16 protein-coding genes, 1 pseudogene and 1 riboswitch are annotated in these 20214 nt (G+C 74.9%); of the genes and pseudogenes, 9 read left to right on the forward strand and 8 right to left on the reverse strand.

Annotated features, from left to right (window positions below; translation table 11 throughout):
- Window positions 1-40: 40 nt before the first annotated feature.
- Window positions 41-499: pseudogene (locus tag O2W53_RS23855) on the forward strand (alpha/beta fold hydrolase); the annotation flags it as partial.
- 226 nt (window positions 500-725) lie between these two features.
- A complete protein-coding gene (locus O2W53_RS02115) occupies window positions 726-926 on the forward strand; it encodes an alpha/beta fold hydrolase (RefSeq protein WP_269161392.1) in 201 nt (66 codons plus the stop codon).
- Here O2W53_RS02115 and O2W53_RS02120 read toward each other — a convergent pair whose 3' ends face one another.
- Window positions 927-2537 carry an alanine/glycine:cation symporter family protein gene (locus O2W53_RS02120; protein WP_269161393.1) on the reverse strand — a complete coding sequence of 537 codons (1611 nt, stop codon included), beginning with the start codon at window positions 2535-2537 and terminating at the stop codon, window positions 927-929.
- Entirely contained in the window at window positions 2537-2974 is a 438-nt protein-coding gene (locus O2W53_RS02125) for a universal stress protein (RefSeq protein ID WP_269161394.1), read from the reverse strand. Before O2W53_RS02125 ends, O2W53_RS02120 begins: the two co-directional genes overlap by 1 nt.
- A 188-nt stretch (window positions 2975-3162) precedes the next feature.
- Between O2W53_RS02125 and O2W53_RS02130 the strand changes: the two genes are divergently transcribed.
- Window positions 3163-3684: an FKBP-type peptidyl-prolyl cis-trans isomerase gene (locus O2W53_RS02130; RefSeq protein WP_269161395.1), complete on the forward strand. Its 522-nt coding sequence runs from the start codon at window positions 3163-3165 to the stop codon at window positions 3682-3684.
- Between the two features lie 11 nt (window positions 3685-3695).
- Window positions 3696-4121, forward strand: coding sequence for a VanZ family protein (locus tag O2W53_RS02135; RefSeq protein WP_269161396.1), 426 nt, complete (start codon window positions 3696-3698; stop codon window positions 4119-4121).
- 10 nt (window positions 4122-4131) lie between these two features.
- On the opposite strand, the gene O2W53_RS02140 is transcribed toward O2W53_RS02135, so the two are convergent.
- Genes O2W53_RS02140 through O2W53_RS02165 form a run of 6 tightly spaced genes read right to left on the reverse strand, consistent with a single transcriptional unit; the run spans window position 4132 to window position 12154 of the window.
- Window positions 4132-4731 carry a GNAT family N-acetyltransferase gene (locus tag O2W53_RS02140; protein WP_269161397.1) on the reverse strand — a complete coding sequence of 200 codons (600 nt, stop codon included), beginning with the start codon at window positions 4729-4731 and terminating at the stop codon, window positions 4132-4134.
- On the reverse strand, window positions 4728-6851 hold the full coding sequence (locus O2W53_RS02145) for a penicillin acylase family protein (RefSeq protein ID WP_269161398.1): 2124 nt from the start codon (window positions 6849-6851) through the stop codon (window positions 4728-4730). The genes O2W53_RS02140 and O2W53_RS02145 overlap by 4 nt, the downstream gene beginning before the upstream one ends.
- Entirely contained in the window at window positions 6848-8698 is a 1851-nt protein-coding gene (locus O2W53_RS02150) for an IucA/IucC family protein (RefSeq protein ID WP_269161399.1), read from the reverse strand. The genes O2W53_RS02145 and O2W53_RS02150 overlap by 4 nt, the downstream gene beginning before the upstream one ends.
- The gene (locus O2W53_RS02155) at window positions 8695-9288 is read right to left on the reverse strand and encodes a GNAT family N-acetyltransferase (protein ID WP_269161400.1); all 594 of its coding nucleotides are present in this window, start codon (window positions 9286-9288) and stop codon (window positions 8695-8697) included. The genes O2W53_RS02150 and O2W53_RS02155 overlap by 4 nt, the downstream gene beginning before the upstream one ends.
- Window positions 9285-10646 (reverse strand): lysine N(6)-hydroxylase/L-ornithine N(5)-oxygenase family protein, encoded by a 1362-nt coding sequence (locus O2W53_RS02160; protein ID WP_269161401.1) that lies wholly within the window; start codon window positions 10644-10646, stop codon window positions 9285-9287. The genes O2W53_RS02155 and O2W53_RS02160 overlap by 4 nt, the downstream gene beginning before the upstream one ends.
- Window positions 10643-12154 (reverse strand): pyridoxal phosphate-dependent decarboxylase family protein, encoded by a 1512-nt coding sequence (locus O2W53_RS02165; protein ID WP_269161402.1) that lies wholly within the window; start codon window positions 12152-12154, stop codon window positions 10643-10645. The genes O2W53_RS02160 and O2W53_RS02165 overlap by 4 nt, the downstream gene beginning before the upstream one ends.
- A gap of 108 nt (window positions 12155-12262) precedes the next feature.
- Between O2W53_RS02165 and O2W53_RS02170 the strand changes: the two genes are divergently transcribed.
- The 5 genes from O2W53_RS02170 (at window position 12263) to O2W53_RS02190 (ending at window position 20139) form a co-directional block, all read left to right on the forward strand.
- The gene (locus O2W53_RS02170; RefSeq protein WP_269161403.1) at window positions 12263-12994 is read left to right on the forward strand and encodes a siderophore-interacting protein; all 732 of its coding nucleotides are present in this window, start codon (window positions 12263-12265) and stop codon (window positions 12992-12994) included.
- Window positions 12991-14235, forward strand: coding sequence for an MFS transporter (locus O2W53_RS02175; RefSeq protein ID WP_269161404.1), 1245 nt, complete (start codon window positions 12991-12993; stop codon window positions 14233-14235). Before O2W53_RS02170 ends, O2W53_RS02175 begins: the two co-directional genes overlap by 4 nt.
- On the forward strand, window positions 14208-15572 hold the full coding sequence (locus O2W53_RS02180) for an MFS transporter (RefSeq protein ID WP_269161405.1): 1365 nt from the start codon (window positions 14208-14210) through the stop codon (window positions 15570-15572). Before O2W53_RS02175 ends, O2W53_RS02180 begins: the two co-directional genes overlap by 28 nt.
- A gap of 27 nt (window positions 15573-15599) precedes the next feature.
- Window positions 15600-15680: riboswitch (cobalamin riboswitch) on the forward strand.
- Between the two features lie 51 nt (window positions 15681-15731).
- Complete coding sequence (gene cobN / locus O2W53_RS02185) at window positions 15732-19349, forward strand: cobaltochelatase subunit CobN (protein ID WP_269161406.1); 3618 nt, start codon at window positions 15732-15734, stop codon at window positions 19347-19349.
- A 34-nt stretch (window positions 19350-19383) separates the two neighbouring features.
- Window positions 19384-20139: a 3-hydroxybutyrate dehydrogenase gene (locus O2W53_RS02190; RefSeq protein ID WP_269161407.1), complete on the forward strand. Its 756-nt coding sequence runs from the start codon at window positions 19384-19386 to the stop codon at window positions 20137-20139.
- The last annotated feature ends 75 nt before the right edge of the window (window positions 20140-20214 follow it).

A 20214-nucleotide genomic window follows, 5' to 3' on the forward strand; every position in this document is an offset into this window, starting at 1 on the left:
TGATACGGTCGTATCACGATACGCCAGCGACGGGACGCCGATGACCACGACCACCCCCGCCCGGATCAGCTCCTTCACCTCACCGCGGTCCCGGGACCGGTTCCTGACCGCCTACGACCGCGCGCTCACCGAGCTCTGGCCGGTGCCGGTGCGGTGGGTCGAGGTGGAGACGGCGGCTGGCACGGTGCACGCCCTCCGGCACGGCCCCGAGGGCGACGACCCGGTCGTGCTGCTGCCCGGCGCGGGCGGCAACGCACTCAGTTGGTACCGCCACGTCGCCGAGCTCGGTCGCACCCGCCCGGTGCTGGCGGTCGACCCGCCCGGTGAGCCGGGCCGTTCGGCTCAGACTGCGCCGCTCGCCGACGGCGCGCGCTGGCTCGGGGAGTTCCTGGCCGGCGTCGGCGCCGAGCGTGCGCACCTGGTCGGGACGTCGTTCGGCGGGTGGACAGCGCTGACCCAGCAGGTGCACGAGCCCGGCCGGGTGGCGGCCGTGACGCTGGTCGACCCGGCCGGGTTCGGGACCGTGACCGGGAGGTTCTACCGCTGGGTGGTCCTCGGTGGCCTGGCCGGGCTGCTCCCCGCCCCGCTGCGTCGGGCCGCAGCGCGCCGGCTGGTCAACGGCACCCTGGCCGAGGACGGGCTGATGCGGCTGGTCCGCGCGAGCACGTCGTTCCGCCGCCGGCTGCCCCCCCCCGCCTCCGCTGACCGACGCCGAGTTCACCGCCGTGCCAGCACCGGTGCAGCTCCTGCTCGGCCAGCGCAGTGCCCTGCACGACTCGGCGGCCGTGGCCGAGCGGGTGCGCACCGTCGTCCCCGGGTGGCGGGTCGAGCTCGTGCCCGGCACCGGTCATGCCCTGTCGATCGAGGCGCCGGAGCTCGTCGTCCGGCGGGTGCTCGAGTTCGGGAGCACCCGCCGGAGCGACTGATCAGCGGTCCTCGACCGAGGGCGGCGGGTTCGGGGTGGTGCCGTCGACGCCCGTGGTGGCGGCGGTGCTGCCGCCCGTCGGGGAGGGCGTGATGCCCCGCTCGGCGACCGGCAGGAGCGCCCCATGGGCCAGCCGCTCGCGGTAGCCGAACAGCTCCCGCTTCACCACCCGGCTCAGGATGTAGAGCCCGATGATGTTCGGCAGCGACATCAGGAAGATCATGCTGTCGGAGAAGCCGATCACCGCGTCGAGGGTGGAGGAGGCCCCGATGACGACGAAGATGCAGAAGATCAGCTTCCAGGTCCGGTCCACGACCATCGACTCGCCGAACAGGTAGGTCGACGCCTTCAGCCCGTAGTAGCTCCAGGCGAGCATCGTGGAGTAGGCGAACAGGATGACCGCGACCGCCAGCACGATCGGGAACCAGCCCGCGACCGTCTCGAAGGCGGCCGAGGTGGTCTCCACCCCCGGGGCGCTGGTCTCGTCCGCCCAGGTGCCGGTGATCACGATGGCCAGCGCGGTCATCGTGCAGATGACGACGGTGTCGACGAAGGGCTCGAGGACGGCGACGTGCCCCTCGGTCGCCGGCTCGTTGGTCTTCACCGCGGAGTGGGCGATCGCGGCCGACCCCAGCCCGGCCTCGTTGCTGAACGCCGCCCGCCGGAAGCCCTGGATGAGCACGCCGACGACGCCGCCGAACCCGGCCTCGGGGCTGAACGCCGTCCGGAGGATCTCCCACAGGGCGCTCGGGATCTCGGTGAAGTTCGAGAACAGGACGGCGAGGCAGGCCAGCACGTAGAAGACGGCCATGAACGGGACGAGCTTGTCGGTGACCCGGGCGATGCTCCGGATCCCGCCGATGATCACCGCCCCGACCAGGATCGCGAGCACCAGGCCGAAGACGGCGCCGGCAGCCCCGAACCCGAGCCAGCCGTCCGCGCCGCCGGTCACCGACTGGGCCTGGGCGAAGGCCTGGTTGGCCTGGAACATGTTCCCGCCACCGACGGCGCCACCCAGGGTGAAGATGCAGAACAGGACCGCCAGGACCTTGCCCAGCGTGCCCTTGCCCTTCTCCTTCAGCCCCTGGCTCAGGTAGTACATGGGGCCACCGGAGACCCGGCCGTCGTCGTAGACCCTGCGGTACTTGACGCCGAGGGTGCACTCCACGCCCTTGGTGCACATGCCGACCAGGCCGGCGATGATCATCCAGAACGTCGCCCCCGGTCCCCCGAGGGAGATGGCCACCGCGACGCCGGCGATGTTCCCGAGGCCCACCGTCCCGGAGACGGCGGTCGCCAGCGCCTGGAAGTGGGTCACCTCACCGGCGTCCTCGGGGTCGTCGTACTTGCCCTTGATCAGCTGGATCGCATGGCCGAAGGCCCGGAACTGGAAGCCCTTCAGGTAGATGGTGAAGAAGATCCCGGCGACGACCAGCCAGACGACGATGAGCGGCAGCTCGACGCCCTCGTCGATGAAGTCCAGCGGGACGGCGGCGAAGACGATGCCGGTGATGACGTCCGAGATCGGTGCGAAGACGTCGTTGACCTGCTCGTCGAACGTGGCGGCCAGCACCTCGCGGGCAGGGACGTCGGAGAGGGCGAGCTGGGTCATCACGGCACCACCAGGACGGGGACGGGGGAGAGCTGGATGAGGCTGCTCGGGGTGGACCCGAACAGCAGCGTGCGGACCCGGCTCTGCCCGATCCGACCGACGGTGATCCACGCGGCGTCGTGCTCCCGGGCCAGGGAGACCAGCGTCTCGGCGGGGTGCCCGTGCCGGACGACGCCGTCGATCTGCAGGTCACCGGCGGCGGACAGCCGCGCGAGCGCCGGGTCGAGGACCCGCTCGCGGGCCGACTTCGCCTCGCGTTCCTTGTCGATCGTGCGGCGTTCGTTCTCCTCCGCCGTGGAGAACGAGTAGGGCGACCAGGGGACGACGCAGGCCAGCACCAGGCGCAGGTCGTGTCTCCGCGCGGCGTCGGCAGCAGCGTCCGCTGCACGTCCGCTCGCCTCGCTCCCGTCGAGCCCCACGATGATCGATGCGGACATTGGGTGACCCCCAGCCGTCGCGGACGTTGCCGGAAAGCTAGTGGCAAGCAACGGCCCAGCGCCAGACGGGCCGGGACCTCGCCGTCCGAGCTGTGGTGTCCTGGTGACCGTGCGGCCGGGGTCCTCGACCGGCCGGCCGTACCGAATGCCCGCCCCGACTCGAGCACCGCTCGGCCAGGAGAACCGTCATGAACCGCCGCACCGTCCGCCGCACGCTGCTCGCCCTCCCGCTGTCGATCGCCCTGTCACTGCCGCTCGCCGCCTGCGGGAGCGACGAGCCGGCCGGGTCGGCCGGGTCAGCGGTCGAAGAGGTGGCGGCCGAGGTCTCCACCGACCTCGGCGTGCGCCCCGAGGTGCCGGCGTCGGACGCGCCGGCGCCCACCGAGCTCGTCGTCGAGGACGTCGTCGTCGGGGACGGCGCCGAGGCCACCGGGGGCACCACCGCGGAGGTCAAGTACGTCGGCGGCTTCTACGAGTCCGGCGAGGAGTTCGACGCCTCCTGGGACCGGGGCGAGGAGGAGACCCTGCCGGTCACCCTCGGGGCCGGCCAGGTCATCCCCGGCTTCGAGCAGGGCATCGAGGGCATGCAGGTCGGTGGCCGCCGGGTCGTCACCATCCCCAGCGAGCTCGGCTACGGCGACCAGGCCCGAGGGCCGATCCCCGCCGGCTCCACCCTGGTCTTCGTCCTCGACCTCGTCTCGGTGGACTGACCCGAGCCCCGGTGGTCGCCGATCGCGACCACCGTCCCGGCCCGGGGCGGTGGTGGGCCCGCGGGCTGCTCGCCGGCTACCTGGCCCTCGGTGCCGTCGTGACGTTGTGGCCCACCCCGGTGGGCGGGTTCTCCGGCCCGATCGCCCGCGCCGTGCTGCAGGCCACCGGCCTCTCCTGGTCGGTGGTCTTCCCGCTGGTCGAGCGGGGCAGCAACGTGCTGCTGTTCGTCCCGCTCGCGCTCTTGCTGTGCTGGTCGCTGCCTCGATGGCCGCGGTGGGCGGTCTGGCTGGCGTGCGTGGCCGGCTCGGTGGGCGTCGAGCTCGTCCAGGCGCTGTTCCTGCCGGCGCGCTACCCGTCCCTGGTCGACGTCGTCACCAACAGCACCGGCGCCGCGATCGGCGTCGGGCTGCACTGGCTGCTCACCCGCCGCCGCTGACCCCTGGCCGTCAGGACGTCGGCTGGTGCCCGGGCGCGACCGCGGCCAGCATCGCCTCGAGGACCTCCCGGCGCAGGAACGCCAGCCGTGCGCGCTTGGTCGGCAGCTCCACCTCGGGGCCGAGCTCGAAGCCCGTCCGGCGCAGCCGTTCCAGGGCGCCCTCGTTCGCCGCGTCGGGCTCGACGACGACGCGCCGCACGGTCGGGTCGGCGAGCGCGATCGCACCGAGTGCGGCGGCGAGCCGGAGGGTGAAGCCCGGCTCCGGGGACTCCGCGGGGGCCAGCAGCACGTGGATCCCGAGGTCGCCGGGTTCCACGGTGTACACCTCGCTCACCGGGTCGGCGGCCGGCTGGTAGGTCTGCAGCAGCCCGACGGGGCGGCCCTCGACCGACACCAGCCAGGCGTGGTGGGTGTCCAGCGAGTCGACGAAGGCGTAGATGTCGCGCACCTGCTCCTCGGTGTGGTCGGTCATCCCCCAGAACCGGGCGCGCTCCTGCCGCACCCACGAGTGCACGAGCGGGGCGTCGCGGTCGGGGTCGAGCCGGCGCACCTCGAGGGTGCGGCCGTCCTCGAAGGGGTGGGTGCCCTCGGCGAGGCGGGCATCGGTCACGGGATCTCCTCAGGTCGGGCGGATGGGACGGGGACGAGGGAGCCGCGGGCCCAGAGCGGGGTCTGGTCCTCGGCGTGCGGGCCGGGCACACCGTCGGCGCCCAGCGGGACCACCCAGCGGCTGGCGTCGCGGTCGGCGAGGTCCCACACGTAGCGGGCCACCGGTCCACGCAGGCACAGGTCGGTGAGCCCGGGCAGGCTCGCGGTCGCGAGGACGCAGTCGGTGTCGCCGTCCAGCGGCAGCCCGTCGGCGGGCCGGACGACGGCCTCCGCCCAGGGCGTGCCGTCGAGGGAGTGCACGGTCCGCAGCCGGTGCGTCGCCCCCCAGTCCGGCGCGGGCGCGGCCGCGGCGTCGGCGAGTGCGCCGTGGACGAGCGCGGCGACGTCGACGCCGTGGCGGGGGAGGACGTCGAGCAGTCGCGCCAGCGCCGACCCGACCCGCTCCACGGGGGACAGCCACGGGGCCAGCACCTCGGGCACACCGGCCGGGCGGTGCAACGGCGTGAGCAGCGGGAGGGCCAGGACGCGCCGCACCAGGGCGCTCCGCCAGGCGGCGAAGGCCCCGGCCCCGTGACTGTCGGCGGCCATCCGGCGGTCCCAGGACAGCAGTTCCGCGCGCAGCCGGGCGGCGGGGGTGCCGGGCTCCGGGGCGGGCGCCAGCTGGAGGACGTCGAGCAGCCCGGTGGCGGGGGAGGAGGCGGTGTCGACGAGCAGTTCGGCGAGGTCGGCGGCGCGCAGGCCGGTGCGGTCGCCGATGAGCGCGCGGAGGCGGGCGGCGCGGTGCGGTGGAGCGAAGACCGTGCCGTACGGGGCGACGTCCGGGCGGGCGTCGTTGGCGGTCACCGCGACGCCGTCCCAGGGCGCGGCGTCGGAGACGCGGAGAGCGGGCGCGGACGGGTGGGTCCCGCGCCACGCGTGCGCGCGGTCCCAGGCCGGCACGGGGTGCCAGCGGTTGGCGGCCGCCCGGTCGGGAACCCGGCCGGCGACCAGTTGGCGCACGTCACCGGCGGTGTCGGCGACCAGGACGCTGTTCACCGGCTCGACCCACGACGCGAGCGCGGCCTCGACGTCCCCGGCGGTCCGGGCGCGCAGCAGCAGCGGCAGCGCCTCGAACCCCAGCGTGGCGTCCACCCGGCTGGGTGCGCGCAGGCTCAGCGCCTCGGGTTCCTCGGCGCCGTCGGCAGCCCAGGACGGGATGACGACCGGCCCCCGCGCGGTCTCCACGACCTCCACGGCCACCGGCTCGCCGTCCCGGACGGCCAGCTGGACGGTCCCGGCCTCGGCCGGCTCCCAGCCGTCCGGCCCGAGGGCCAGCAGCCGGTCGCCGTCCCGGCGCAGCCGCTCCCGGTAGAGGTCCTGGTGGACGGCCATCGCGTTGGTCACCGCCCAGGCCACCGTGCCGGTGTGGCCGAAGTGGGCGACGCCCGGGACACCGGGGAAGGCGAGCCCGACCACGTCGAGGGCCGCGGGCCCGTCCACCACCAGGTGCACCTGCTGGTACACGCCGGGTCGCTCCAGCACCCGGTGCGGGTCGCCGGCGACCAGGGGCAGCCCGGACGCCGTCCGGGACCCGGTCACCGCCACCGCGTTGCTGCCGTCGGGTGGGCCCAGGCCGAGCGCGGTGGCGAGGTCGGGCCCGAGCCGGGGCCCGAACGACCGCAGCAGGTGGCCCCGCCAGACCGTCGTCCCCAGGGACCCGAACAGGACGTGGTGGACCAGGAAGACCCCCAGCGGGGTCCACGGCTGCCAGCCGCCGTGCCCGCCCCGGGGCAGGCCGAGCGCCTGCAGCTCGGGTGACCGCGCGGCGCCCTCGGCCAGGCCCTCGCGCACGCCCGCCACGTAGGCGGCGACCCAGCGCCGGGTCGCCGGGTCGAGGGCGTCGTGGCAGCGGCGGGCGGTGTCGTCCAGCCGGGCCCGGGCCGCGAAGGTGTCCCAGGACAGCCCGGCCGCCCCGACGTGCGCGGCCAGCGTCGCCTCGCTGCGCCAGCGCTCCACCTCCAGCTGCCACGCCCGGTCGACGGCGGTGACCCGCCCCTGCGCCCAGGCGAGGTCGTCGAGCGACCCGGCCCGCACCGTCGGCACGCCCCACGGGCCGCGGGTCACCCCGGCCGGGGCGGTCACCGGTGCGCGGCCGGTGCGTGCGGCGCCACCGGGTTGGCCAGCGTGCCGGCGTACTGCAGGGAGGACGCCTGATCGGCCAGGTCGACCATCTGGAGCGTGTTCCACAGCTGTAGCCGGTTCAGGCAGGAGTGCTGGAACTCCGGGGTGAAGAGGTCGAAGCGCCGGTGCAGGTCGGGGTGGGCGTCCCGGTGCGCCAGCAGGCAGTCGGCGACGCAGCGCCAGACCTCCTCGGCGGGCAGCAGCCCGTCGGCGTCCAGCACGCCGGCGAGGTAGCGCAGGAACCCGTCGAAGACGTCGGTGAAGACCGACAGCAGGCGGACGTCGTCGTCGTAGGCGACGCGCACCCGCTCGACGCCCGGGGGCAGCGGCCGGTCACCGAAGACGGCGACCTCCTCCCCGACGTCCTTCATCAGGACCCCGGTCGGCACCGAGTCGCGCAGCACGAGGATGACGTTCTCCCCGTGCGGCATGAAGGCGAGGTCCTGGGCGAGCAGGCAGTGCACGACGGGGCGGAGGTAGGCGTCGAGGTAGCGCCGCAGCCAGCTGCGCGGGTCCAGGCCCGAGTCGGCGACGAGACCGCCCACCAGCGAGCGGCCCTCGGCGTCCCGGTGCAGCAGCGCCGCCATGGTCATCGCCCGCTCGTCCGGTGCCAGCCGCGGCACCGGGCTCTCCCGCCACAGCGCCGCGACCATCCGCTGGTACGGCGAGCGCAGCCCCCGCGCGGCCATCCGGTGGTAGGCGTCGCCGGTGTAGCCGACCGAGGCCAGCTCCCGCAGCACGCCGAACCCGCTGGCCACCAGCTCGGGGTCACCGGTGACGACGTCGGCGACCCAGTCGTTGATCGCCGGGGTCGCCCGCATGTAGGCCGGCGAGAGCCCGCGCAGGAAGCCCATGTTCTGGATCGCCAGCGCCGTCTTGACGTAGTGCCGGTCGGGGCGGTCGAGGTCGAAGAACGTCCGGATCGACTGCTGAGCCTGGTAGCGGTCCTCGCTGTGCCCCACCGGCACGAGGTCGCGCCGGCCGACGTCCGCGGCGAAGGTGACCGCCAGCCGGTGGTCCCACTGCCACGGGTGCACGGGCAGGTACGAGTAGTCGGCCGGGTCCAGCCCCAGCGACCGCAGCCGGCCGGCGAAGCGGGCGAGCAGCTCCTCGCCGAGCTGGCCGGCGTAGAGCTGCTCCTCGTCGACGCCCTCGCCGCAGGCGAGGTGGGTGTGCTCCCGGCGCGCCGCCAGCCAGACCAGCCGGACCGGTGCCCCCGCCTCCGGGGCGTAGGCGGCGGCGTCGGCCAGCCCGAAGCCGATGCGCCCGTTGTTGGCCACGAACGCCGGGTGACCCTCGGTCATCGACCGCTCGACGGTCTGCAGGTCGGCGCGGGCCAGCTCACGGGCGTCGGTGCGGCGGTGGTGCAGCTTCCACGCCGCACCGGCGAGGGTCGCGCTGACCTCCTCCAGGTAGGTGCCCAGCAGCTGGTCGGGGATGCCGAGGTCGTGCTGCAGCTCGTCGACCAGCGCCAGCGCGTCCAGCGGTGCGTCGGCGCCGTCCACGGTGCGGGACACCGACGCCGGGTCCACGTCCCAGTGCTCCAGCGGCAGCACCCGCGCGGCGAACCGGTACCGGACGCCCGCGGCGGTGCGCAGCGACCACCAGGTCCGCCCCAGGGTGTCGGCCGGCCCGCCGTCCGCCTCGGGGGTGACGAGCCGCTCGTGGCCGAACTCCGACAGCGCCTTGGTGACCACGTGCCGGTGCGCCCGGGCCATCGCCACCGGCTCGAGGTGGGCGGCGCCCAGGGCGGCCGGGTCGGTCTCGTCCGCCACCGGCCCGGTCCGCTCGGTCGTCGACGCGCTCATGCCAGCACCCGGCCCAGCTCGCTCGCCGCGAAGGACGCCGGGGTGCACGTGCTCAAGGCAGCCGTCTTGTGCCCCAGGTCGACCAGGCCGTGCTCGACGAAGCCCGCCGCCTGGTTCTTCGCCCGGATCGCCGCGTTGCGCGCGTCCGGCTCCACGACCACCCGGCGCGCGCCCGGGCGGTCCAGGGCGAAGCGCACGACCGCCGCCATCACCGCCGAGGTCAGCCCGCGGACGGGTGGGGCGCCCTCGGCGAGCGGCGCGACGAGGACGTGCATCCCGACGTCGCCGGGCTCGGCCGCCCACACGCCGACGAGCTCCCGGTGGCGGGGGTCGTAGGTCTCGGCGAGGAACGCCGGGGTCCCGTCGACCCGGCCCAGCCACGCGTCGTGGTGCGGGTCGGCGGTGATCGCGGCGTAGGCGGTGTGCACCGCGGCCGGTCCGGCGTCCTGCATCAGCCAGTAGACCGAGCGCGGGTGGGTGACCCAGGAGTGCAGCAGGTCCAGGTCGCGGTCGAGGTCCAGCGGGTCCAGCGTCAGCACCCCGATCGGCGTGCGGACCGACCAGGGGGGTGCGGCCGGGGCGGTGCTCACCGGGCGGCCCCCGTCGTCGTCAGCCCCGCCTCGTCGGGCAGTGCGTCGGCGTCCTCGGCGTCCTCGAGCTCGACCCCGAACTCCTGGTAGGCGATGTGCTGCTCGACCGGGTAGACCTCCCGGCCGCACATGGCGTTGAGGATCACCGAGTTCCGGTAGGGGCCCATGCCGAGGTCCGGCGCGGTGAGGCTGTGGGTGTGCTCCTCGGCGTTCTGCACGAAGACCTCCCGGCCGGTCGTGTCCACCGCGTAGTCCAGCGCCACGTCGTACCGGCCACGCGCGTCCCACCGGATCCGGTCGCGGACCGGGTCCAGGAACGCCGGCACCCGGGACCGGTAGCCGGTGGCGAGGACGAGCCCCTGCGTCGTCCGGCTGACCGTGCGCTCCTGCTCGGCGTGGTGCAGCCGCAGCTCGTAGCGCCGCTGCTCGGCGTCCCAGCGGGCGCCGACCACCTCGACGCCGGTGTGCAGCGACGAGGGCACCGCGCCGCGTCGTCCGGTGCGGTAGAGGGTGTCGTAGATGGCGTCCACGAGCGTGCCGCTGATGCCCTTGTAGAGGTGGCGCTGCTCGCGGGCGAGGGCGTCGCGGCGCCCCATCGGCAGGGCGTGGTGGTAGCGGGCGTACTCCGGCGAGGTCATCTCCAGGGTCAGCTTCGTGTACTCCATGGGGAAGAACCGGGGCGAGCGGGTGAGCCAGTCGACGCGGTACCCGAGCCGGTCGGCGTCGGTGAGCAGGTCGAGGTACACCTCCGCGGCGCTCTGCCCGCTGCCCACGACGGTCACGTGCCCGAGCGTCTGCAGTTCCTCCTTGTGCTCCAGGTAGGCCGAGCTGTGCCAGGCCGGGCCGGGGAGCTCCCGCACCGGCTCCGGGACCCACGGCGCCGTCCCGACCCCGAGGACCAGCCGCCGGCCCAGGTGCACCTCCGGCTCCCCGGAGCGGACGTCGCGGGCGTGCACCCGGTAGACCCCCGCGGCGGCGTCGTGCTCGACCCGCTCGACGCGCCGGCCCCACTGCAGCCCGGGCACCCGCTCGGCGACCCAGCGGCAGTAGGCGTCGTACTCCGCGCGCAGCGGGTGGAAGTCCTCGCGGATGTAGAAGGGGTAGAGCCGGCCGGTCGCCTTGAGGTGGGCCAGGAACGAGTACGGCGACGTCGGGTCGGCCATGGTCACCAGGTCGGCGAGGAACGGGACCTGGAGGGTGGTGCCCTCGATCATCATCCCGGGGTGCCAGGAGAACTCCTCGTGCTCGTCGAGGAAGACGCCGGACAGGTCGGGCACCGGGGCGGTGAGCGCGGCCAGGCCGAGGTTGAACGGCCCGATGCCGACGGCGACGAAGTCGTGCACGCGGTCGGTGCTCATGCCGGGGCCTGCCCGCCGGCCAGCACCAGCGCCGCAGGCGCCACCGCGGACTCCGCGACCAGGTCCTCACCGGCCGCCCGGACCAGGTCGACCACCGCGCGGACGTCCGCCCGGGTGGTCGCCGGGTTCAGCAGGGTCAGCTTCAGCCACGGTCGCCCGTCGACGACGGTGCGGGCGACGACCGCCTCCCCCTCGGCGAACAACCGCTCGCGGATGCCGGCGACGAGCAGGTCGGCGGCGGCCGGGTCGAGCGGGCCGTCGGGGCCGATGGGCCGGTGCCGGAACAGGACGGTGCTCAGCGACGGTGCGCTGTGCACCTCGATGTCCGGGGCGGCGCAGAGGTCCTCGTGGACCTGCACGGCGAGGTCCAGGCAGGTGTCGAAGGCCTCGCCGATCGCGTCGGCCCCCATGGCGCGCAGCGTCACCCACAGCTTGAGCGCGTCGAAGCGCCGGGTGGTCTGCAGGCTCCGGTCGACCTGGTTCGGCGCCCGCTCACCGCGCGGGTTGAGGTAGGCCGCGTGGTGGGTGACGTGCCGCAGCGTCGCGCCGTCGCGGACCAGCACCGCTGAGGACGCCACCGGCTGGAAGAAGGTCTTGTGGAAGTCCACGGTCACCGAGTCGGCGCGTTCGATGCCGTCGAGCAGGTGCCGGCGGCGGCGGGACACCAGCAGCCCGCCGCCGTACGCGGCGTCGACGTGCAGCCACGCGCCGACCTCCGCGCAGACGTCGGCCACCGCGGGGAGCGGGTCGATCCGGCCGAGGTCGGTGGTGCCGGCGGTGACGGACACCGCCATGACGACGTCACCGGCGTCGCGGACCCGGGCGGCGACCTGACGCAGCGCGGCGGGGTCCATCCGGTGCCGCTCGTCGGTCGGCACCGTGACCACCGCGTCGGTGCCGAGCCCGAGCAGGCGTGCGGCCTTGCCGACGCTGAAGTGGGCCTGGTCGGTGGCCAGCACCCGCAGCCGCGCACCCGGGGGCAGCACGCCGCCCGGCAGCGCGGCGAGCGCCTCGTCGCGGGCCAGCAGCAGGGCGTGCAGGTTGGACTGGGTGCCGCCGCTGGTGAACACGCCGTCCGCAGCGGGGCCCAGGCCGGCGCGGCCGGCGGCCCAGGCGACGAGCCGGCGCTCCATCAGGGTGGCCGTCGTCGACTGGTCGTAGGTGTCGACCGAGGTGTTGACCGCGGAGGCGAGCAGGTCCGCCGCCAGGGCCGGGATCGCGACCGGGCAGTTGAGGTGGGCCACGTAGCCGGGCTCGTGGAACCACACCGCGTGCTCGAGGTAGAGCCGGGAGGTCTCCTTGAGGGCGGAGAACGTGTCGCCGAGCGGGGCCTCGAGGTCGACCCCGGCCACGAGCTCCTCGAGGTCCTGCTGCGGCACGCCCGAGCGGGGGCGGCGGACCACCCGCACGCGGTCGGTCAGCGCGCCGAGCGCCGCGGTGACGACCGCGGCGTAGTGGTCGACCGTCTCGCCCGAGAACAGGTGTGCGGTCGGCGTGTGCTCCGTCACGAACGAGCCCTTCCGTAGGTTAGCCTCCCCTAAACACGGCGGACGGTACACGGGGCTGACACCCGGTGCGCGGGGTCCCGCCGAGGTCACGGCGAGAGGGGCGAACGGGTGCAGCACGGCTGGGAAGGCGTGGTCCTCAAGGCGCTGCGCGGTCGGGACTTCGTCCTCACCGTGCGCGGGAGCGAGCAGGTCGGCGAGCAGTACCAACGGGTCCGGGTCGCCGACGGCGGGCTGCTCGCCGCGTGCCCGCCGCACCCGGCGATGTGGGTCCGGCTGTGGTTCGAACACGACGGGCGCCCCCACCAGCGGGCCTACACGCTCGTCGACCCGGACCCGGTCGCGGGCACCTTCGACCTGGAGTTCGCCCTGCACGACGGTCCGGCCGCGCACTGGTCCATCGCGGCGCAGCCCGGCGACACCATCGAGGCGACGGTGCAGGGCACCCGTGAGGACCAGCTCCCGCCGGGGACCCGGACGGTGCACCTGGTCGGTGACCCGGCGTCCCTGCCCGCGGTCAACTCGCTGCTCGACGCCCACCCGACGACGCCCGCGCGGGTCTGGCTGGAGGCCGGGCACCCGGCCGACCGCGACCTCCCCGTGCGCGCCCGGGCCGGGCACGAGGTGGTGTGGGTCGACCGCGACGGCGCCGCCCCCGGGCAGGCGCTGCAGGCCGCGGTGACGGGTGCCTGGGCGGGGGACGCGGCAGCCGACCCGGCGCAGGACTGGTTCTGGGTGGCCTGCGAGGCCGCCGCCGCCCGGGCGCTGACCAAGCACCTGCGTCGCGAGCTCGGCGTGGGCAAGGACCGCGTGTCCTCCCTCGCCTACTGGCGCGCGACGTGACCGCGCCGTCCGCACCCGCCGTCGCCGAGACGTCCCCGGTGGCGGTGGGCCGGCCGCCGTGGGCTCTGCTCACCACCCTCTGGGTCACCCAGTACGTCGGCATCGGCTTCCTCACCGTGGGGCTGGTGGCGATCCTGCGCGCCGACGGCGTCTCCCTCGCCGACCTCTCGCTCGTCTCGCTGCTGGGCCTCGCCTGGCCGCTCAAGCTGCTCTGGGCACCGTTGCTGGACCGGTACGGGTCCCGCCGGCTCGGCCACCACCGCTCCTGGCTGCTCGCCCTGCAGAGCGCGATGGTCCTGGCGCTGCTGGCGCTGCTGCCCTTCGACGACCCGGCCGCCTCGCTCGGCCCGCTCGTCGTCGTCTGCGCCGTGTACGTGCTGCTGTCGGCGACCCAGGACGTGGCCGCCGACGCCCTCGCCGTCCGGCTGCTGCGCCCGGAGGACCGCGGCCTCGGCAACGGGGTCCAGGTGGGGGCCAGCTACGTCGGCACCGTGCTCGGCGGTGGTCTCTGCGTCCTGGTGTACGACCGCGCCGGGTGGACCGCGGCCGTGCTGCTGCTCGCCGCCCTCACCCTGGTCGCGCTCGTGGTCGTGCTCCGGTTCCGTGAGCCCGAGCGCGACCCCCGGGTGCCCGGGAGCGCCGCCTGGGGTGCGCTGATCGGGGTGTTCCGCCGTCCTGGCGTGCCGGTCTGGGCGCTGGGCGTCGTGCCGCTCGTCTACGGGGGAGCGGCCGGGGTGTACGCCCTGCCCAGCGCGGCGCTCGTGGACGCCGGGTGGTCCCTGACCCGGATCGGCGTGGTCACCGGCGTCGTCGTCAGCGTGCCCGCGGCGCTGGCCGGCCCGCTCGCGGGCTGGCTGGTCCGCCGCTGGGGCCGGGCCGCGGTGCTCGTGGGCGGCGGCGTCGCCCTGGCGCTGTCGACGGCCGGGCTGGTCCCGCTGCTCCTCGGGTCGGCGCCGCTCACCGGCACGGTGGTCGCGCTCAGCGGCTTCCTCGTCGCCTACACCGCGCTGAACGTGGTGGTCTACACGGTGAGCATGGACCTCTCCCGCCCGGCCACGGCGGGCACCGACTTCACGACGCTCACCACGGTCCCGCTGCTCGCCTCCTTCCTCACCGCCTCCGCCGCGCTCGCCACGGCGGCGCTCGTCGGGTACGTCGCCTCGGCGGCCCTGTGGTGCGGCGTCACCCTGGTCGGGGTGGTGCTCGGCGTGCGGTGGCTGCGAGCCGCGCCGCTCCGGTGACCACGGTCCCGGCCGGCCGGACGGCGGTGGACCCGCCCCGGCGGCTTCCGCTGCTCGCGGTCGAGGCGGCGACCCTGCTCTCCGGCACGGCCAACGGGGTCACCTCCGTCGTCCTGCCGTGGCTCGTCCTCGAGCGGGGCGGCGGCGCGGCCGGCGCCGGCCTCGTCGCCGCGGGGACGGCGCTGCCGCTGGTGCTCACCGCGGTGCTCGCCGGTGTCGTCGTCGACCGGGTGGGCCGGCGGCGGGTCTCGATCGTCTCCGACGTCGTCTCCGCGGCCGCGGTCGCCGCGATCCCGTTGCTGGAGCTCGCGACGGGCGGGCTGGGGCTGGGTGCGGTGGTCGCGCTGGCCGCCCTCGGTGCCCTGCTCGACCCGGCCGGTGTCACCGCGCGCGAGGCGATGCTCCCCGAGGCCGCCGCGGCCGCCCGGCTCCCGCTCTCCCGGGTCAACGGCGTCCACGAGGCGGTGTGGGGATCGGCGTTCTTCATCGGGCCGGCGGTCGGTGCCGTGCTGATCGGGCTGGTCGGCGCGGTCCCGGCGCTGTGGGCGACGGCGGCCGCCTTCGCGCTGTCGGTCGTCGTCATGGCCCTCGTCCGGATCCCCGGCGGCGGGCGGCCGGAGCCCCGCGCGGAGTCCTCCGGCAGCGCGGTCCGGCGCGTCCTGGCCGACACCGCCGAGGGGATCGCCGTGCTCCGCCGCGACCGCCTCGTGCGGTGCGCCGCCCTGGTCGCCGTCCTCGTCTCGGCGACGTACCTGCCGATCTCGGCGGTGCTGCTGCCGGTGCTGTTCGAGGAGCAGGGCGCCCCCGGCCGGCTCGGCCTGCTGCTCCTGGTGATGAGCGGCGGCTGGGTGCTCGGGAGCCTGCTGCAGGGTGCGCTGGGCCACCGGCTGCCCCGCAGCCTCGTGCTCCGGGTCGCCACCGTGGGGGCGTCGGTCGCGCTGGTCCCGTTCGTGGCCCTGCCGCCCTACCCCGTCCTGCTCGGCTGCGGTGCGCTCGCCGGCCTGCTGTTCGGCCCGATCAACCCGCTGGTCAACCTGGCCTTCCAGCGGCGGGTGCCCACGCACCTGCGCGGGCGGGTGCTCGGGATCGTCGCCTCCGGCGCGTACGCCGCAGGGCCGGCCGGCTACCTGGCGGCCGGCGTGCTCGTCGACACCACCGGGCTGCGCGCGGCCTTCGCCGTGTTCGTCGGCGCCGTCGTCCTCGCCGGCCTCTCCGTGCTGGTGATGCGCCCGCTCCGGGAGCTCGACGACCTGCCGGACGGGGAGGGGGCTCCGCCGGGTCCGCCGGCCGCGGCCGGGCCGGTGCTGCCCGAGCCCCGGGCATCGGCAGCCCGGTAGCGTCTCCGGCACATCACGGCAGTGCGCGAGGAAGCCGGTGCGAACCCGGCGCGGTCCCGCCACTGTGAGCCCCGGCGTCGTCCAGATGCGGGGGCGAGCCAGACACTCCGGCTGCCGTGCTCGACGACCCGGGGCGCGGACCCCGAGGGAGGCACCGACGTGAGCTCACGCACCTTCACCCTGCTCTCCACCTCCGACACCGACCTGCTCTCCGCCCGAGCCAGCGACTCGTCGTGGCGGCTGGGCAACCCCTACCGCGCCGGCGACCTCGCCGAGTTCGCCGCCGGTACCGATCTCGTCGTGGTCCGCATCCTGGGGTCCCGCCGGAAGTACGAGGACATGGTCGCGCCCCTGTTGGGCCTGGGCGTCCCGGTGGTCGTGCTGGGTGGTGAGCAGCTGCCCGACGCCGAGCTGATGGAGCTCTCCACCGTCCCGATGGGCGTGGCCACCGAGGCGCACGCCTACCTGGCCCAGGGCGGCCCGGACAACATGGTGCAGCTGCACCGCTTCCTGGCCGACACGGTGCTGCTGGACGGCGAGGGCTTCGAGGCCCCGGCCGTCGCACCGGACTGGGGCCTGCTGGACCGCCCGACCAGCGCCACCGGTCCGCGGGTCGCCGTCCTCTACTACCGGGCGCACCACCTGGCCGGGAACACCGCGTTCGTGCACACGCTGTGCGAGGCGATCGAGAACGCCGGCGGGGTGCCGGTGCCGGTCTACACCGCGTCGCTGCGGTCGGTGGAGCCGGAGATGCTCGACGTGCTGCGCACGGTCGACGCCATGGTCGTCACGGTGCTGGCGGCCGGCGGCTCCAAGCCCGCCACCGCCTCCGCCGGTGGGGACGACGGCGCCTGGGACGTCGGCGAGCTGGCCCGCCTCGACGTGCCGGTGATCCAGGGCCTGGTGCTCGGCACCCCGCGGGCGACCTGGGCGGCCAACGACGACGGGCTCTCCCCGCTGGACGTGGGCAACCAGGTCGCCATCCCCGAGTTCGACGGCCGGATCATCAGCGTGCCGTTCTCCTTCAAGGAGGTCGACGAGGAGGGCCTGACCTCCTACGTGCCCGACCCGGAGCGGGCCGCCCGGGTGGCCGGCACCGCCGTCGCGCACGCCCGGCTGCGGCACACCGCCCCGGCCGACCGCAAGGTCGTGGTGATGCTGTCGGCGTACCCGACCAAGCACGCCCGGATCGGCAACGCGGTCGGCCTGGACACCCCCGCCTCGGTGGTCCGGCTGCTGGCCGCGATGGCCGGGCAGGGCTACGACATCGGCCCGTTCGACGGCGCGGGCTCGCTGCCCGGCGTCGCGGACCTGGACGGCGACCGGCTGGTGCACGCCCTCATCGAGGCCGGCGGCCAGGACCCGGACTGGCTGACCGCCGAGCAGCTGTCCGGCAACCCGGTGCGCATCCCGGCCGCGGAGTACCGCCGGTTCTTCGACACGCTCCCCGCCGAGCTGACCGACCGGATGGTGGAGCACTGGGGGCCGCCGCCCGGTGAGCTGTTCGTGGACCCGACCGACGACTGCATCGTGTTCGCCGCGCTCCGCGCCGGCAACGTCGTGGTGATGGTCCAGCCGCCGCGCGGCTTCGGGGAGAACCCGATCGCGATCTACCACGACCCCGACCTGCCGCCGTCGCACCACTACCTGGCCGCCTACCACTGGCTGCGCTCGTCGTTCGGCGCGCACGCGGTCGTGCACGTGGGCAAGCACGGCAACCTGGAGTGGATGCCGGGCAAGACCGTCGGGCTGTCGGCGTCCTGCGCGCCGGACGCCGCGCTGGGCGACCTGCCGATGGTCTACCCGTTCCTGGTCAACGACCCGGGCGAGGGCTCGCAGGCCAAGCGGCGCGCGCACGCGGTGCTGGTCGACCACATGGTGCCGCCGATGGCCCGCGCCGAGACCTACGGCGACATCGCCCGGCTGGAGCAGCTGCTCGACGAGCACGCCAACATCGCCGCGATGGACCCGCCCAAGCTGCCCGCCGTCCGGCAGCAGATCTGGACGCTCATCCAGGCCGCCAAGCTCGACCACGACCTCGGCCTGGACGACCGGCCGCACGACGCCGAGTTCGACGAGATGATCCTGCACGTCGACGGCTGGCTGTGTGCCATCAAGGACAGCCAGATCCGCGACGGGCTGCACGTCTTCGGCTCCCCGCCGGAGGGCGACGCCCGCGTGGGCCTGGTGCTGGCGATCCTGCGGGCCCGGCAGATCTGGGGCGGCTCGGTCGCCATGCCCGGCCTGCGCGAGGCGCTCGGCCTGGTGGAGGACGGCTCGGCCGGGCTGCACGAGACCGACGAGGTCGAGGCCCGGGCGCTCGCCCTGGTCACCGCGATGGAGGCGGCCGGTTGGACCGCCGACGCCGTCGAGCCCACCGTCGCCGAGGTGCTGGGCGGGCCGCACGCCGAGGTCAGCCGGGTGCTGGACTTCGCGGTCGCCGAGGTCGTGCCGCGGCTGGCGAAGACGACCGACGAGATCGACATGGCCCTGCACGCCCTGGACGGCGGCTACGTGCCGGCCGGCCCGTCGGGCTCGCCGCTGCGCGGGCTGGTCAACGTGCTGCCGACCGGGCGCAACTTCTACTCCGTCGACCCGCGCGCGGTGCCCTCCCGGCTGGCCTGGGAGACCGGGCAGGGCCTGGCCGAGTCGCTGGTCGAGCGGTACGTCGCCGAGACCGGGGCGCACCCGCGCTCGGTGGGGCTCTCGGTGTGGGGCACCTCCGCGATGCGCACCTCCGGGGACGACGTCGCGCAGGTGCTGGCGCTGCTCGGCGTCCGACCGGTCTGGGACGAGGCGTCCCGCCGGGTGACGACGCTGGAGCCGATCCCGCTGGGGGAGCTGGGCCGGCCGCGGATCGACGTCACGGTGCGCATCTCCGGGTTCTTCCGGGACGCCTTCCCGCACGTGGTGACCATGCTCGACGACGCCGTCACCCTGGCCGCGGGGCTCGATGAGACACCGGAGCAGAACTACGTGAAGGCGCACGTGGACGCCGACGTCGCCGAGCACGGCGACCGCCGGCGGGCCACCACCCGGGTGTTCGGCTCCAAGCCCGGTGCCTACGGGGCCGGGCTGCTGTCGCTGATCGACAGCCGGGACTGGCGCACCGACGCCGACCTGGCCGAGGTGTACGCGGTGTGGGGCGGCTACGCCTACGGCCGCGACCTGGACGGCGTCGCGGCCCGGGCGGACATGGAGACCTCCTACCGGCGGATCGCGGTGGCGGCGAAGAACATCGACACCCGCGAGCACGACATCGCCGACTCCGACGACTACTTCCAATACCACGGCGGGATGGTCGCCACGGTGCGCGCGCTGACCGGCAGCTCACCGAAGGCCTACATCGGCGACTCGACCCGCCCCGAGCACGTGCGCACCCGCTCGCTGGTCGAGGAGACCTCGCGGGTGTTCCGGGCCCGGGTGGTCAACCCGAAGTGGCTGGCCGCGATGCGCCGGCACGGCTACAAGGGCGCGTTCGAGATGGCGGCCACGGTCGACTACCTGTTCGGCTACGACGCCACCACCGGCGTCGTCGCCGACTGGATGTACGAGAAGCTCGCGCAGAGCTACGTGCTCGACCCGGAGAACCGGGAGTTCATGGAGCAGTCGAACCCCTGGGCGCTGCACGGCATCGCCGAGCGGCTGCTGGAGGCGGTCGACCGCAAGATGTGGGCCGAGCCCGACCCGGCGCTGCTGGCCGAACTCCAGCAGGCCTACCTGGACACCGAGGGCGACCTCGAAGGGGGCGAGACCCCGGCCCAGCAGCCGGTCTGAGCTGGCTGGGCCCGGCACGGCCTAGGGTGCCGGCATGCCCTCAGATGCACACCTCGCCGGACGGCGGGCGCTGGTCACCGGCGGAGGCTCCGGCATCGGCCGGGCCTGCGCGCTGCGACTGGCCGAGGCCGGCGCGCAGGTGGTGGTCGTCGACCGCGACGCCGAGTCGGCCGAACGCGTCGCCGACATGGTGGGAGGGACGGCGGTGGTGGTGGACCTGGCAGACCTGTCAGCGGTGGACGACCTCGACTTGGCCGTCGATGTGCTGGTCAACAACGCCGGGCTGCAGCACGTGGCTCCGCTGCACGAGTTCCCGGTCGACCGGTTCTCCCTCATCCTCCGGCTGATGCTGGAGTCGCCGTTCCGCCTGGTCCGGGGTGCACTGCCGCACATGTACGCCCAGGGGTGGGGGCGGGTGGTCAACATCAGTTCGGTCCACGGCCTGCGGGCCTCGCCCTACAAGTCCGCCTACGTGACGGCCAAGCACGGGCTGGAAGGGCTGTCCAAGGTGATCGCGCTGGAGGGGGCGGAGCACGGGGTCACCTCGAACTGCGTCAACCCGGCGTACGTGCGCACACCGCTGGTGACCGGGCAGCTGGCCGACCAGGCGCGGACGCACGGGATGTCCGAGGACGACGTCGTCACCCAGGTGATGCTCGCCCCGGCGGCGATCAAGCGACTGATCGAGCCGGAGGAGGTGGCCGAGGCCGTGGCCTACCTGTGCTCGCCGATGGCCATGTCGGTGACCGGCAGCTCCCTGGTCTTGGACGGCGGGTGGAGCGCCCGCTGACCGGGAGGCGGCGCCGGGGTGGTGATGCCGGGGGAGGGCCGCCCCCGCTGCGGCGGTGGCTCGAACCGGACACGG

It is taken from the genome of Modestobacter sp. VKM Ac-2978 (assembly GCF_026968025.1).
GTDB lineage: Bacteria > Actinomycetota > Actinomycetes > Mycobacteriales > Geodermatophilaceae > Modestobacter.